Annotated in this window: 14 protein-coding genes and 5 pseudogenes; 11 read left to right on the forward strand and 8 right to left on the reverse strand. The window is 61.9% G+C overall.

Annotation, left to right across the window (positions count from 1 at the left end; genetic code table 11):
* Window positions 1-55: 55 nt before the first annotated feature.
* Window positions 56-1,039, reverse strand: coding sequence for an IS5 family transposase (locus NJG22_RS17075; protein WP_253096177.1), 984 nt, complete (start codon window positions 1,037-1,039; stop codon window positions 56-58).
* Window positions 1,040-1,390: 351 nt separating this feature from the next.
* Here NJG22_RS17075 and NJG22_RS17080 point away from each other — a divergent pair, with 351 nt between their 5' ends.
* Window positions 1,391-1,585: a hypothetical protein gene (locus tag NJG22_RS17080; RefSeq protein ID WP_253096179.1), complete on the forward strand. Its 195-nt coding sequence runs from the start codon at window positions 1,391-1,393 to the stop codon at window positions 1,583-1,585.
* A 41-nt stretch (window positions 1,586-1,626) separates the two neighbouring features.
* Here NJG22_RS17080 and NJG22_RS17085 read toward each other — a convergent pair whose 3' ends face one another.
* The gene (locus NJG22_RS17085; protein ID WP_253096182.1) at window positions 1,627-2,055 is read right to left on the reverse strand and encodes a hypothetical protein; all 429 of its coding nucleotides are present in this window, start codon (window positions 2,053-2,055) and stop codon (window positions 1,627-1,629) included.
* A 117-nt stretch (window positions 2,056-2,172) separates the two neighbouring features.
* Complete coding sequence (locus NJG22_RS24595) at window positions 2,173-2,295, reverse strand: hypothetical protein (RefSeq protein ID WP_290445137.1); 123 nt, start codon at window positions 2,293-2,295, stop codon at window positions 2,173-2,175.
* A gap of 439 nt (window positions 2,296-2,734) precedes the next feature.
* Here NJG22_RS24595 and NJG22_RS17090 point away from each other — a divergent pair, with 439 nt between their 5' ends.
* Both NJG22_RS17090 and NJG22_RS17095 read left to right on the forward strand, forming a co-directional pair.
* Window positions 2,735-3,019, forward strand: a complete 285-nt coding sequence (locus NJG22_RS17090; protein ID WP_253096184.1) for a hypothetical protein — start codon at window positions 2,735-2,737, stop codon at window positions 3,017-3,019.
* 62 nt (window positions 3,020-3,081) lie between these two features.
* Entirely contained in the window at window positions 3,082-3,312 is a 231-nt protein-coding gene (locus NJG22_RS17095; protein WP_253096186.1) for a hypothetical protein, read from the forward strand.
* Between the two features lie 130 nt (window positions 3,313-3,442).
* On the opposite strand, the pseudogene NJG22_RS17100 reads toward NJG22_RS17095, so the two are convergent.
* Both NJG22_RS17100 and NJG22_RS17105 read right to left on the reverse strand, forming a co-directional pair.
* A pseudogene (locus NJG22_RS17100) lies at window positions 3,443-3,695 on the reverse strand (DUF1799 domain-containing protein).
* Between the two features lie 62 nt (window positions 3,696-3,757).
* Window positions 3,758-4,081 carry a phage tail assembly chaperone gene (locus NJG22_RS17105; protein WP_290445141.1) on the reverse strand — a complete coding sequence of 108 codons (324 nt, stop codon included), beginning with the start codon at window positions 4,079-4,081 and terminating at the stop codon, window positions 3,758-3,760.
* A gap of 465 nt (window positions 4,082-4,546) precedes the next feature.
* Here NJG22_RS17105 and NJG22_RS17110 point away from each other — a divergent pair.
* Together NJG22_RS17110 and NJG22_RS17115 are read left to right on the forward strand one after the other, a co-directional pair.
* Window positions 4,547-4,684, forward strand: a pseudogene (locus NJG22_RS17110) (DNA cytosine methyltransferase); the annotation flags it as partial.
* A gap of 312 nt (window positions 4,685-4,996) precedes the next feature.
* Window positions 4,997-5,185, forward strand: a pseudogene (locus NJG22_RS17115) (hypothetical protein); the annotation flags it as partial.
* Window positions 5,186-5,232: 47 nt separating this feature from the next.
* Here NJG22_RS17115 and NJG22_RS17120 read toward each other — a convergent pair.
* Window positions 5,233-5,562, reverse strand: a complete 330-nt coding sequence (locus tag NJG22_RS17120) for a hypothetical protein (RefSeq protein ID WP_253096190.1) — start codon at window positions 5,560-5,562, stop codon at window positions 5,233-5,235.
* A 133-nt stretch (window positions 5,563-5,695) separates the two neighbouring features.
* Here NJG22_RS17120 and NJG22_RS17125 point away from each other — a divergent pair, with 133 nt between their 5' ends.
* The 4 genes and pseudogenes from NJG22_RS17125 to NJG22_RS17140 all read left to right on the forward strand — a co-directional run bounded on the left by NJG22_RS17125 (window position 5,696) and on the right by NJG22_RS17140 (window position 10,896).
* On the forward strand, window positions 5,696-6,031 hold the full coding sequence (locus NJG22_RS17125) for a hypothetical protein (RefSeq protein WP_253096191.1): 336 nt from the start codon (window positions 5,696-5,698) through the stop codon (window positions 6,029-6,031).
* Between the two features lie 725 nt (window positions 6,032-6,756).
* A pseudogene (locus NJG22_RS17130) lies at window positions 6,757-7,949 on the forward strand (tyrosine-type recombinase/integrase).
* A 20-nt stretch (window positions 7,950-7,969) separates the two neighbouring features.
* A complete protein-coding gene (locus tag NJG22_RS17135) occupies window positions 7,970-9,556 on the forward strand; it encodes an ABC-F family ATPase (RefSeq protein ID WP_134689693.1) in 1,587 nt (528 codons plus the stop codon).
* Between the two features lie 161 nt (window positions 9,557-9,717).
* Window positions 9,718-10,896, forward strand: coding sequence for an MFS transporter (locus tag NJG22_RS17140; RefSeq protein WP_253096193.1), 1,179 nt, complete (start codon window positions 9,718-9,720; stop codon window positions 10,894-10,896).
* On the opposite strand, the pseudogene NJG22_RS17145 reads toward NJG22_RS17140, so the two are convergent.
* A pseudogene (locus NJG22_RS17145) lies at window positions 10,846-11,903 on the reverse strand (dienelactone hydrolase). The gene NJG22_RS17140 and the pseudogene NJG22_RS17145 sit on opposite strands and share 51 nt — an antisense overlap.
* Before the next feature lie 129 nt (window positions 11,904-12,032).
* A complete protein-coding gene (locus tag NJG22_RS17150) occupies window positions 12,033-12,644 on the reverse strand; it encodes an FMN-dependent NADH-azoreductase (protein WP_253096196.1) in 612 nt (203 codons plus the stop codon).
* Between the two features lie 133 nt (window positions 12,645-12,777).
* On the opposite strand from NJG22_RS17150, the gene NJG22_RS17155 reads away from it, so the two are divergent.
* Both NJG22_RS17155 and NJG22_RS17160 read left to right on the forward strand, forming a co-directional pair.
* Window positions 12,778-13,680, forward strand: coding sequence for a LysR substrate-binding domain-containing protein (locus tag NJG22_RS17155; RefSeq protein WP_253096198.1), 903 nt, complete (start codon window positions 12,778-12,780; stop codon window positions 13,678-13,680).
* Entirely contained in the window at window positions 13,673-14,035 is a 363-nt protein-coding gene (locus NJG22_RS17160) for an MmcQ/YjbR family DNA-binding protein (RefSeq protein WP_253096201.1), read from the forward strand. The genes NJG22_RS17155 and NJG22_RS17160 overlap by 8 nt, the downstream gene beginning before the upstream one ends.
* The last annotated feature ends 13 nt before the right edge of the window (window positions 14,036-14,048 follow it).

Genomic DNA, 14,048 nt, shown 5'->3' on the forward strand with positions numbered 1-14,048 from the left:
CGATTTACAGGCGCTGATTATTGAAAAACCAGAGCAAAACCCTGGTCATCAGGCCTTACGGGCGCACCTCTCCTGCAGCAGCCAATAAATGCCGGCGCACCATCCACAGATTCGATAGCGCAAACAGCGTGGTCAGTTGCGCCGTGTTCTTGGCCAACCCACGGAAGCGGGTTTTCACATAACCGAACTGGCGCTTAATCACGCGAAAGGGATGCTCGACTTTCGCCCGCGTCTGCGCTTTGACCTTCTCGATCTGACGTTTGGCTTTGTAGAGAACACTGCGTTTGCTCAAGTGCTTGTAGGTACTGTGGCGGGCTGCGATCTGCCAGATCACTTGCCGCCCTTCATGCTCTGGACTTTTCTCCACGCCGGTGTAACCCGCATCGGCGCATACGACGTTTTCATTGCCATGCAACAACTGAGCGACTTCCGTCACATCAGCCACATTCGCGGCAGTGCCGTGGAGGTGATGCACCAGACCCGACTCAGCATCGGCGCCGATATGCGCCTTCATGCCGAAGAAGTACTGGTTGCCTTTCTTTGTCTGATGCATTTCCGGATCGCGCTTGCCTTCTTTGTTCTTGGTCGAGCTGGGCGCGTGGATGATGGTGGCGTCGACAATTGTGCCCTGGCGCAACGAAAGGCCTTTGTCTCGCAGGTAATTGTTGATGGTTTCCAGAATGCCCGTCGCCAACTGATGCTTCTCCAGCAGGTGCCGGAAATTCATGATCGTCGTGTCTTCGGGGATCGGAGCGCTGAGCGTCAGACGAGCAAACTGGCGCATCGAAGTAATCTCGTACAGCGCCTCTTCCATGGCTGGATCGCTCAACGAGAACCAGTTCTGCAGCAGGTGAATGCGCAGCATGGTTTCCAGTGGATACGGCTTGCGGCCACCGCCGGCTTTTGGGTAATGCGGCTCGATCAATGCCACCAAACCGCTCCACGGCACCACCTGTTCCATCTCGGCCGGGAAACGCTCGCGACGGGTTTGCTTGCGCTTACCGGCGTACTCGCAATCGGAAAAGCTCATCTGACTCATAGGATAGCGGGCTTGTAGAGGGCAGTTGGACGGAGGGCTATTTCAGCACAGGTCAGATGGCCTGTGCTGACTTGATCGGAGGTTCCCTAAAGGCCATCAAAGTGCCGAAAGCATTCAGCCCTCCACGCTCCGTCCCCATTGAATAGCTAAAAAAAGCTAGAAACCCCAACACGAGCAGCCTTACGACAAACATGTGAACCCCAGGCCCAATGACCACGGCCCATCCATGGCTAATGACAGCAATCTACCACAGCGCGGCAACCGCCGACGTTCACTGACAAACGCCATCCGCCACTACTCCCATTTGGTCTACCCTTACCCACCCCAGCCACTCACATGAAGGGTGCGAAGATGCCCGACGATGAGAAGCGGAGATTTGCCGAGGCGCTGGAGCATTGGGCGGAGGCTGTGGACGCGATCCGCGCCCGGGAGCGGGCCGAGGCCATTGCCCATGTCGAAGAACTACGGAGCATGCACCTGATGCGGGCTTTCCACACCAGCGCGCTATGGGAGCACTATGCGTGGAAGCCCCGGGGCCAGGGGTGAGCCCAGACGCACAATGCCCAGCGCAAGGCTGGGCTTACGAATCACTGCTCCTGGGCAGACCAATTGAACTTGTAGTTCAACGGGGGCAATTCGTAGTGCTGGCTAAGGTACAGCCCTAGCATCTCGCCTTCTTTCCGGTATGCGTCCTCCTTGGACGGCATCTCGCACCAGCTGACCCACAAAGTCTCAATGGGGAAAGGTTTGCTGAGGGCGGAGTTAAAAAGCCGCCAACCTGCCATATGCCCTTTAGCGTGGCGGCCTTGTACGCAGCCAACGAACCGACCTAGACGGTCACGAAGATTTCCACTCTCCCCGATCGTCAGAATGCCATTCTCATCCACGCCTACTGCCCGATTGATAGCGTGATCAGCGCAGATCAGATAGACACCAGGACCGGTTGGAGCTGCGCGATAATGATCCACTAGGTTCAGCCAGTCACGCTCCCAGCCATCCCAATTTTTGACCTTCATCGAACGCTTCCAATGATAGAGGCAAAACGATATCACGACCTCCCTCTACCCAGGGGGGCAAGATGCAAAAAGCACAGCGCGGGCTGGGCTCTAGTCAGGAATTATTTGCAGGGGTACCTATTGCTGCAACTGCTCCACCGCCCAACGCCGCACCTGTACCCGCCACGACCGCAGTACCAGCAGCCATCCCGCCACCGCCAGCTGCAACTGCACCACCGCCCAAAGCGGCAAGCGATGCATTAGTGAGGGCTGCACCGTGGAGGGTGCTAATTGCCGTGCCTGTGCTAGCAGCTCCGAGCAGGCCAGCAGATCCAGCTACTGCTGCAATGGCCGGGGCGGCAACAAAGGCTACTCCACCTGTAGCAGCTGCTGCGACGACCGCCGAGGCCACAGGATTTTCCTTTACAGTATCCTCCACGGCTTGAGCCGCGTCTCCAACGCGCTCCACGACTGTGTCACCAGCCGATAGCACAGTGCGCAAACCCGAATCTAGAGCGTTACCTATAGAACCGAAAACGTCCCAGATGCCCATGATGGTTTCCCCGGATCCAAAATGCTATCATCGCTCACCTGTAGCTTGTGGAACAGCCTGTCCACCCATCCACCCTGGACGGAAAACCAGTAACCAACCAGTTGGACGCCGTAGTAGCGTTGTGCTTCTAGCTATAAGGAGTGAGGCATGCTTACTAACAAGGAACGTGGAGAGATGATAAAGCGCTCCATTTGCAAGCCGGGTGCTACCGACCTCCCAGTATGTAATACGCGATCCACGGTTCTAGACGCGTTCAAAGGCACAGACGTTTCGGGTTCGAAGGTCTGCGATGCGTACGCGCCTCTAAACCGCGACCGAAAGGTTACTCAAGAAGACATCGATGAGCTCAACGATCTCGCAGATCAAGTTCGTGACAGTGATGATCCGCGGCTAACAAGTATCGGAGAGCTGGTCGACATGACGTTAATTTGAAACCGCCCCGGCCCGTTGCCGGAAAGCCCATGGACTCGGGCATCTACGACCTAGGAGGTCAAATGCAAACTGTAGATCAGCGCCTTCAGGCGCTAGAGCAGAATATGAACAACGTCCCATTCGCCGTGCTCAATGCCCTTCTGGCAGTCGTTACCGCGCTCAACAAGCAGAGCTCCATCGATAAGGCAGCGCTTAAGCACGAACTCGAGGAGCTGAAGTCGATTACGATCGAGAACGGCAACTCTGCCGCCTACAAAGACATCATTTCCCTGGTTCAGTCGCGGATTTCGTAACTGCTTTATCGGCGCCTACAGTAGTAGGTGTCCCAAGGCCGAAGCCCGCAGCGGCCTTTTGGCCGTTGCTCAGTGCGACAACTTCAGTTTCATGCCCTTCTCCTGCGGCTCCGTCGCGTCAGTCGTTGCCCTACTCCGCCGCTTCAACCATTACGGCCAGAGCTTCGTGCTCCATGATGCGGAGATCGGGGAAAAATGTTGGTGAGATCTCGGCGCTTGATTCCGAGCATCGACGCGACCGCGGGGATGGCGGTGTAGTCCAAGCCAGAAGGCCCGCCCTGCCCCAAACGCCATTGCGTGCCGAGTGCCTCGAATACTCGGATTGCCGGCCAAGCATCCGGCCAAACCTCCACCTCTTCCTCAGGGAGGTCGGCCAGGGTCAGCCCAATGGCCGCCAACTGCTCGGCGGACGGGCTGCGCTCGTACAGTGTCCGCGCCGCCGCCCTCAGTTTCCCAAGCGGGCCGGGTTGTAGGCCGCCTGGTAGGCATCGGTCACTGCCTTCGGCGCGCCGGTGCAGGTGCTCACAAGCTCAACGATCGCCACCTGGCTGAACTCGTCCCCCAGATCCCAGCCGATGATGATCTCGCCCAGCTGCTCGGCCTGCAGGGTGATTTCACCGGCGGTGACCTCCTCCCAGCTCACGCCATCCTTCTGGGCCTTTTCTGCCCAGGTGTCGCGCGCTTTGTTCCAGCGGTCGAACATGCCGGCCAGTGTCACACGGTCCATGTACCGGAACTGAAACTCAACCGGAACCGGCTCAGGGTCCAGTGCATCGACCTGAGCAGCTTCCCATTTCGGTTACGGCTCGATCACAACAGGCCGTAGTACCTCATCCCCCATCGAAATGCCATATCTCTGTAACAATTTCAGAGGGCGGCGCATGCATGGAGAAAGCCATGAAAGACCAAGAACGCTCCGAACTCGCCGCCCGCGTCGCTGAAGACCTGGCCCAGCACGAATACACCCAGCTGGTGAATGAGAACGGTGTCGAGGTTTGGCGCTGCCAGCAGCCTGGCACCCGGGTCTACCACTTCGATATCTGCGTCACCGCCTACGGCATGTCGATGTTCGGCGATATCGACGGGCTGCTATGGCATGTGGGCGCTGACTACGGCATCAACTTCCTGCGACACCAAAGCGACGGGTATCTGCACGAAAAACTGGAGAGTACCTGCAAGCGCGAGGTCATCGACTTCGACAGCATTCGCGATACGGTTTGCAGCTGCATCCGAAGAACTCCAACCGCCAGGGGGCAAATGGAAGGACGCTGGTTGTGTGCATGGACCCACGCGAACAGTCGCATGGCGGGTTCTGGATGCCCAATATTTCGGCCTGGCCCAACGACGCCGTCGTGTGTTCGTTGTCGCAAGTGCTCGAGCAGGGTTCGATCCTGCACTCCAGTGCGGCTGCGGATACGTCTTCGGTCTAGACCAGGGCCAGCTGTCGATGTTCTGGCCGGCGTGCCTGCCTACGGTGGCCATGGCCTGCAGGGCGATGTCAGTCAGGCAGCCACGCTAACCGCGAAGGACACTCGCCTGGACATCGAGAGTGAGACATTTCTTGTGCACGGAGTCGATGTGCGGAATGGCTCCGTGACTGGAGAGGTATCCCACACACTGCAAGCTGGAGATCATGCCCCCGACCCCGGTGGGACGCCGCACACCATCGAGAGACAGGGGGGGGGTACGCCGCCTCACTCCACGCGAGTGCGAATGGCTCCAGGGCTTCCCCGGCGACCACACCCGCATCCCCTATCGCGGCAAGCCCGCCGATGAATGCCCAGACGGGCCGCGCTACAAGGCGATCGGTAACAGCAAGCGCATTGAGGTGCGACCGCTGTTCCTGGCCAAACAAGAACGGAAGCCCTCCTGACCACAGGAGTACGGATGTACTCCACCCAGCTGTAACCCCTCTCCTCTCTACTTTGCGAGTCGCGCTCCCTTCCTCGGCAAGGACTGTCTTGCTGGAACGAGTATCGCCGGACAGGTGGTTGCAACCCATGCCCTCGCACGCTCCTGCGCCCATGCCATAGCCGCACTCATCGTCTGCCCCTTGCAGTCGTCATAGCTCTCTTCAAGCAGCATTTCGCCCTTCTCTTTGTAGATACCAAAGAAGAGCTGGGTAGCCCCGAGAGGTGAAGTGCGCACTTGTACATTGATCAGGGTGCCGCAGGACAGACGCTCATCGCAGTTGCGGAAATGCAGCTGCGGATCGGCCCAATCCCAGTACACCTTCCCGCGATTACGCATGGTTGGGCCTTCGATAAGAATGGAAAGTTGACGGAACGGTCAGCGTATAGAAGTTCCTTCACTTCTCCAGAAATAAATTGAAACGGTTACGAACTTTCACAAATTGCCGCGATATGGCGGCCAAGGAATCGACATGCACGAAGAAATCAAGCTGATCCAGCCGGCGCCGGTCGTGCGCGACGAATACGGGATGTTCGAGCATCCCGACCTGCCCGACTTCGACGAGGGCGATGGCGATGGCGAGAAGTGCAAGGCCTGGATGGCACAGCAAGGCCTGCAGCTCGTCATGTTCCACCTGGAGACCGACGCACCGGAGGCGATCGCTGATCGGTACTTCGCATCCGATGAGCCGCATTGCGGCTACTGGGAGCCCAGCAAGCCAGAGGGCGATGGCTGGTTCTGCCTGGCCATCCACGACACCGACGACGGCCCTGTGTGCTGTTGGGCACGCCGCGAGGTTCAGCCATGACGAAAAAACACCACCCGCTCGACGTGCACGCTCGTCGGCCAATCGCGGGGCGGATTCGAGATCGACGCCGTGGTCCAGAAGGTCCGCAAGCTGGCAGGCAATTGGTGCCCACCAGATCCGGAAGAGGATCCTGGTCTGGAGCGGATCGACATCCGCCTATCTTGCGGCAGTGTCCTGGTCAGCTGCGAGCGCGCCGGCCCATTCGCCTACCGCTGGCCTTTCGGGAACATAACCTTCACCAGCAAAGACTTCGGCGCCGACATCGTCGCGTGGCAAGAGTCAGCCGCGTCGAAAGCCTAACCCCTCACCCAACTACTCAAGCTCGCCGGCGAAATCCAGCAGCTAGTAGTACAAGGCCTGGCACCAACAAGCCAACAGCGGTGTAACCGAAAGCAGCCTGCCCAGATGCTCCGATAGCGGCGAATGCAGCGCCGATCGCAATCAGTGGCGCAGCAACGAAGTAGAACGGTTTGGCTGTCTTGCCCATATCGATCCTCCTGAATGAGACCCCATTTAATCACAACTGCGCCCGCCGGCGGCGTGGAGACCATCCCATGGAAACCGAAAGCAACGGTGACGTCGACAAGGTCACCGAGACACTCATGGCCGAGCTCATCGGCTGCACCAAGCGCGCTTGAACACCGGCGCCAGGAAGGCAAGATCCCCGAGGGCGTCTGGATGAAGCACGGCGGCCGGATCATCTACAGCAAGAAGAGGTACGACGAATGGCTGGAAAGCCAATGGATTTACCCCGAGGGGTCGAAGTCTTCCGCGGCTCCCTCCGCCTACGTTTCACATGGGATGGTGTCCGTCGATGTGAAACGCTCCCCTATCCCCCGACACAAAAAGGGATCAAGGCTGCATCCAGCCTTCGCGATCAGGTAGCCAGCCTCAACAGCTCGGCCTGCTGGACCTGGAGAAATATGCTGAGCTCTTTCCCGGGTCCCAGACAGTAGTGGGTGGAAAGCCGACATTCGGCGAGTATGCCCAGCTCTGGCTGGACAGCCGAGAGATCACCCAGGGCACGCACAACAACTACAAGAGTGCGCTGAACCTGTACTGGATGCCAAGGCTGGCCATGGTGCGGATCGACCTGATCACCACCACCTTAATCCGGCGCATCATCACGGAAACCGAGTGGACGTCCGCGAACGTCAAGCGTAACGCGATCACCAGGTTGTCGACGATCCTTGCCGCCGCGATGCGGGAAGGCCTGCTGAGCAAGAATCCAGCGGAGGTGATCGACCTGCCGAAGCGGTCGCGCAAAGAGATCGACCCATTCAGCCTTGAGGAGGCGAACGCGATTATTGCCAGGCTGTACGAACACCCGCACTGGCCGAGCCGTATCTACGCCGCGCTGTTCGAGTTCATGTTCTTCACCGGGCTCAGGTTGTCCGAGGCCCTGGCGGTACGGTGGGAGGTGATCGACGAGGAGAAAAGGACGGTTCACGTCAGAAGGACCTTCGCCTTGGGCGAGGTTGAGGAAAGGACGAAGACAGGGAGGGATAGGTTCGTTCTGCTGAACGAGAGGGCTTTGCACGCGCTGCAGTACGCCAGGGAGTACGCCGAGCGGCGAAAGCAAGGGAAGGGATTGGCGGCCAATACGCCATACGTGTTCCCCCCGTCGAAAGGGAGCGAATACGTGAAACAGACGTCGGACCTGCACAAGCAGTGGGTACCGGTGCTGAATGAGCTGGGGATCAGGAGGAGCCCCCCATACAACTGTCGTCATACCTATGCGACAATATGCTTAATGTCTGGCCTCAACCCCGCATTTATCGCCCAACAGCTGGGTCACAGCGTGCAAATGCTGCTGTCGACGTATGCGCGTTGGCTCAACTCAAGCTCCGACTGGAGCGAGCTGGAAAAGCTCAAGATTGGTATCAAATCGGTATCAGCCGAGAATCCAGCCGCGTAAGTTACTGATAGGTAAGCGCTTTGATCTCCACCGCCAATATCACCATGCAGTTCGGCTCCAAGCCGCTGTTCGAAAACGTCTCGGTCAAATTCAACAACGGCAACCGCTACGGCCTGATCGGCGCCAACGGTTGCGGCAAGTCGACCTTCATGAAGATCCTCGGCGGCGACCTCGAGCCGTCCGGCGGCCAGGTGATGCTCGAGCCGAACACCCGCCTGGGCAAGCTGCGCCAGGACCAGTTCGCCTACGAGGACTTCACCGTGATCGACACGGTGATCATGGGCCACGAACAGCTGTACAAGGTCAAGGCCGAGCGCGACCGCATCTACTCGCTGGCGGAGATGACCGAGGAAGACGGCATGGCCGTCGCCGAGCTGGAAACCGAGTTCGCCGAAATGGACGGCTACACCGCCGACTCCCGTGCCGGCGAGCTGCTGCTGGGCCTGGGCATCCCCCTGGAACAGCACTTCGGCCCGATGAGCGAGGTGGCCCCCGGCTGGAAACTGCGTGTACTGCTGGCCCAGGCGCTGTTCTCGGACCCGGACGTGCTGCTGTTGGACGAACCGACCAACCACCTGGACATCAACACCATCCGCTGGCTGGAAACGATTCTCACGGCGCGTAACAGCACCATGATCATCATTTCCCACGACCGTCACTTCCTCAACAGCGTCTGCACTCACATGGCCGACCTGGACTACGGCGAACTGCGCCTGTTCCCGGGCAACTACGACGAGTACATGACGGCTGCGACCCAGTCACGCGAGCAACTGCTGTCGGACAACGCCAAGAAGAAGGCGCAGATCGCCGAGCTGCAGACCTTCGTCAGCCGCTTCTCGGCCAACGCCTCGAAGGCCAAGCAGGCCACCTCGCGCGCCAAGCAGATCGACAAGATCCAGCTGGCCGAGGTCAAGCCTTCGAGCCGCGTCAGCCCGTTCATCCGCTTCGAGCAAACGAAGAAGCTGCATCGCCAGGCAGTGATCGTCGAGAAGATGGCCAAGGCCTTCGACGACAAGGTACTGTTCAAGGACTTCAGCTTCACCATCGAAGCCGGCGAGCGCGTGGCGATCATCGGCCCCAACGGTATCGGCAAGACCACCCTGCTGCGCACCCTGGTCGGCGAAATGCAGCCGGACGCGGGCGCGGTGAAGTGGACCGACAGCGCCGAGGTGGGCTACTACGCCCAGGACCACGCCCACGACTTCGAGGACGACATGACCCTGTTCGACTGGATGGGCCAGTGGACCAGCGGCGAACAGGTGATCCGCGGCACCCTGGGGCGCATGCTGTTCTCCAACGACGAGATCCTCAAGTCGGTGAAGGTGATTTCCGGTGGTGAGCAGGGCCGCATGCTGTTCGGCAAGCTGATCCTGCAAAAACCCAACGTACTGGTGATGGACGAACCGACCAACCACCTGGACATGGAATCGATCGAGGCGCTGAACCTGGCGCTGGAAAACTACCCTGGCACCCTGCTGTTCGTCAGCCACGACCGTGAGTTCGTGTCGTCGCTGGCCACCCGCATCATCGAGCTGACCGCCGATGGCGTGGTGGATTTCAGCGGTACCTACGACGACTACCTGCGCAGCCAGGGCGTGGTGGTCTGACCTTCCCGAGGCGCTCCGCGCCCCTCAGGAGCCGGCCTTGCCGGCGCCTGAGGGGCTTGCTCGGGCTGGAGGGCTGGGCGGTTAGATAGTTAGCCTGCTTTCTTTTGCCTCGCGCAGCGGCCATGATGGGCACAGCCCACCGCCCGCCCGCGAACGAGCCCATGACCACGCCCCACAGCACCCCCGGCATCATCCGGCAGATCCTCTCGATCGTCTTCTACACCTTCATCGCCTTCCTGTGCATCGGCCTGCCGATCGCGGTATTGCCCAGCCACGTGCATGATCAACTCGGTTTCGGCGCGGTCATTGCCGGCCTGACCATCGGCCTGCAGTACCTGGCCACCCTGCTCAGCCGGCCCTTTGCCGGGCGCGTGGCCGACACCCTGGGCGGCAAGCGCGCCATCCGCTACGGCTTGTACGGTATCGCCGGCTGCGGCCTGCTCACCCTGTTCTCGGCCTGGGCCCAGGCCCTGCCCTGGCTGAGCCTGGCGCTGCTGTTGGGTGGGCGCCTGCTGCTGGGCATCGCCCAAGGGCTGATCGGGGTGGCGACGCTGAGCTGGGGCATCGGCCAGCTAGGCGCGCAACACACGGCGCGGGTGATCTCATGGAACGGTATCGCCTCCTACGGCGCCATCGCCATTGGCGCGCCGGCGGGGGTGCTGCTGGTGGATGCGCTGCACTTCGCGGTGCTGGGCCCGGCCCTGCTGGTGCTGGCGCTGCTGGCCCTGGCGGCGCTGCGCAGGCACCCGGATGCGGAGGTGGTGCGTGGTGAGCGCCTGCCGTTCTGGTCGGCCTTCGCCCGGGTGGCACCCTGCGGCCTGGGGCTGACCCTGGCGTCGATCGGTTATGGCACCCTGACGACCTTCGTCACCCTCTATTATCTGGAGCGCGGCTGGGTTGGCGCGGCCTGGTGCCTGAGCGCCTTCGGCTTGTGCTTCATCGTTTCGCGGCTGCTGTTCGTCAACGCGGTCAACCGCTTTGGCGGCTACAACGTCGCCATCGCCTGCATGAGCACCGAGGCCCTGGGCCTGGCGCTGCTATGGCTGGCGCCAACGCCGCTGTGGGCGATGCTCGGTGCCGGGCTGACCGGGTTCGGCCTGTCGCTGGTGTACCCGGCGCTGGGCGTCGAGGCGATTCGCCAGGTGCCGAGCAGCAGCCGTGGGGCCGGCCTGGGCGCCTATGCGGTTTTCTTCGACCTGGCCTTGGCCATTGCCGGCCCGGTGATGGGCGCGGTGGCGGTACACCTGGGGTATACCTCGATCTTCTGCGTCGCCGCCCTGCTCGCGCTGTCAGGGGTTGCGCTGAGCTGGTGGCTGGCCCGGCGTAGCCAGCGCGGCTGAACGCTCGGTGGGCGCCGGCGCGCCCAGGGCCTGGCTGAAGAACGCCGTGCTTGCGCTGCGCAACGAGCGGTGGATATGCCGGCGGTCGACACCCTTGGCGTCTGTGCACAGCACGGGCATGCGCTGGTGCTGCTCGGCATCGCAGGGCGCCATGAACACGAAGTGCCCGGCCCCCGACAGCAGCCGGTAATCCGGGCTGACCGGCAGCTTGCGCGCCAGGGCGTCGGCGTTATGCTCCAGGCCAGCAACTGGTCGCGATCGCCGCTGTAGATCAACGCCGGCACCTGCACGCCGGCCAGGGCGTGACGCCCGAACATCAGGCTCTGTGGCGCCATCAGCATCACCGCCCCGACCCGAGGGTCGGCCCGTGGCACCAGTTCGCTGTGGTCGGCAATCAGCACGCCATGGGTCTTGCAGGCATCGCCATCGCCCGGACGGGCCTTGCAGTAGCGGCGCAGACGCTCGAGGTCAGGCCTGGCGCCGGACAGGATCAACGCGGTTTCACCCCCGGCCGAATAACCGATCACCCCGACCTTGCCGTCATTCAGGTAAGGCGCGAGCAAGGCATCGGCACGCGCCGCCGTGATCGCGGCGCTTATCTGCAAAGGGCGGCCATAGAGGTTGCTGAGGGTGCCCAGGCGACTGTGGTCGCGGCTGTTGTCACCGGGGTGGGTCACCGCCACCACCACGAACCCCTGGCGTGCCAGGCCATTGGCCAGGTCGTGCAGGGCCATCGGGCTGCCGGTGTTGCCGTGGGAGATCACCAACAGCGGGAACTGCCCCATGGCCACCGGCGCCTCTTCGGCGACCTGGGTCTGGTAGCCCTCGATCCGCACGTTGCGCACCGGGCCATTGGCCGGATAGAACACCAGCGCCTGCATGGGCCGCGCGTCGACCGGGTCGGCCAGGGTCAGACGGTGCAAGCCGGCAACCCATGGCGCCGCGTCGGCGCGGGCCAACAGGCCGGCGAACAGCAACAGGGCCATCAGGGTGCGGGTTCGGTTCATCGCGGTGCGTCAGCCGGGCAGCGGTATGGGCCAGCATAGAACCCGCTGCGCCGCGGCCACATGAAAACTGGATGAAAAAAGCCGACTGGCTCACGGGGTGCCAGTCGGCTTGCTTGCCGCAATGCTGGGTCAGGCAGCGGCGAACAGTTCACCGGCAATCTGCGCCTGGGCGGCGTCGATGGCCTTGGCGCGGTGCTCGGGGCCATAGGCCAGGCCGTGGGCACGAACGATTTCCAGGTCACTGATACCGATGAAGCCGAGGAACACCTTGAGGAAGTCCTCATGGCCGACTCCGGTCGGCTGGCCCTGGTGCAGGCCACCGGCGGTGGACACCAGGATCACCTTCTTGTCGCCGCACAGCCCTTCAGGGCCGGCTTCGGTATAGCGGAAGGTCTTGCCGGCGACGGCCACGCGGTCGATCCAGGCCTTGAGCTGGGTGGGCACGGTGAAGTTGTACATCGGCGCGCCAATCACCACCGCGTCGGCGGCCAGGAACTCTTCCAGGGTTTCGGCGCTGAGCTTGGCTTCGTGGGCCTGGGCGGCGTCGCGCATTTGCTCGGGGGTGCCGGCGGCCACCAGGGTGGCGGCGGAGAAATGGCTGATAGCGTCGGCGGCCAGGTCACGGTAGACCACCTCGATGCTCGGATCTACGGCTTTCCAGGCGTCGACCACTTCGCGGCTCAGTTGGCGGGAGGCGGAATTGTCGCCCAGGATGCTCGAATCGATATGCAACAGTTTCATGGGACTCTCCTGTGAATGAAGACCGCGGCGGTGGGCGATCAGGTTGGAGAGAATCCTACCGATACGGCGAATAGCTGATAAGTCGGCAAAAATGCGTTAGTTTGTTCCACTGATGGAACAATGAGACCGCCATATGCAAGACCTCAACGACCTGTTCTACTTCGCCCAGGTGGTCGAAGCCGGTGGTTTCGCCGCCGCCGGGCGCCAGCTGGGCATCCCCAAGTCGCGGCTGTCGCGGCGCATCGCCGAGCTCGAAGAGCGCCTGGGCACCCGCCTGCTGCAACGCACCACCCGCCAGCTCAAGCTCACCGCGGTGGGCGAACGCTACCTGAGCCACTGCCAGGCCATGCTGCTGGAGGCGGAAATGGCCGACGAAGTGGTGGCGAGCATGTCCAGCGAACCCCGTGGCCGCCTGCGGGTGTCCTGCCCGGTGGCCCTGGCCCATGCCTTCCTGCCGGATGTCATCAGCCGCTTTCTGGCCCAGTACCCTCAGGTGCAACTGGACATGGTGCTGCTCAACCGTCGCGTCGACCTGATCTCCGAGGGTATCGACGTGGCCCTGCGGGTACGCGACCTGGGCGATGAAGACCCGGCCCTGGTCACCCGCCGCCTGCGCCAGGCGCAGATGCAACTGGTGGCAGCGCCAGGCTTTGCCGACCATATCAACGAACCAGCACAACTGGCGACATTGCCGGTGCTGGGGGCGACCGAGGCCGACCGCCTGGTGCATTTTCGCCTGTTCGGACCCGGCGGCCGTGAACAGGAAGTGGCACTGGAACCGCGCCTGGCCATCGACGACTTCGTCGTGCGCAACGCCGCGGTACGCGCGGGCCTGGGCTTTACCGCCCTGCCCAGCATGTTCTGCGAGGAGGAGTTGGCGCGTGGCGAGTTGGTGCGCCTGCTGCCAGACTGGTCGCTGCCGGGCGGCTACCTGCAGGCGGTATACCCGCACCGGCGTGGGTTGCTGCCGGCGGTCAGGGTATGGATCGACCACTTGGCGGCTTCGTTCGAGGCGTGTGGAGAGCGTTATGTCTGAGCACAGGATGACGGCAGATCAGGTCGCAGCCTTCTGCCTGGCCCTGCCCGGGGCGCAAGAGGACTACAAATGGGGCGGCATACGGGTGTTCTCGGTGGCCGGCAACAAAATGTTCGCGATCCAGGGCTTGAGCGGCGACGGGCTGGCGTTCAAGGTAGCCGACGAGCTGTTCCTGGGCTATTGCGACCGCCCGGGGATACGCCCGGCGCCCTACCTGGCGCGGGCCAAGTGGGTCAGCCTGGAACAGCCCTATCCCATGGCGCGGGAAGAAATGAGCGACTTGCTGCGCCGCTCGCACCAGCTGGTGGTGCGGCGCTTGCCCAAGCGGCGGCAGGTGGGGTTGCTGCTGGACTGATGTACTGGCATGG

This window comes from Pseudomonas sp. VA159-2, assembly GCF_024126635.1.
Lineage (GTDB): Bacteria > Pseudomonadota > Gammaproteobacteria > Pseudomonadales > Pseudomonadaceae > Aquipseudomonas > Aquipseudomonas muyukensis.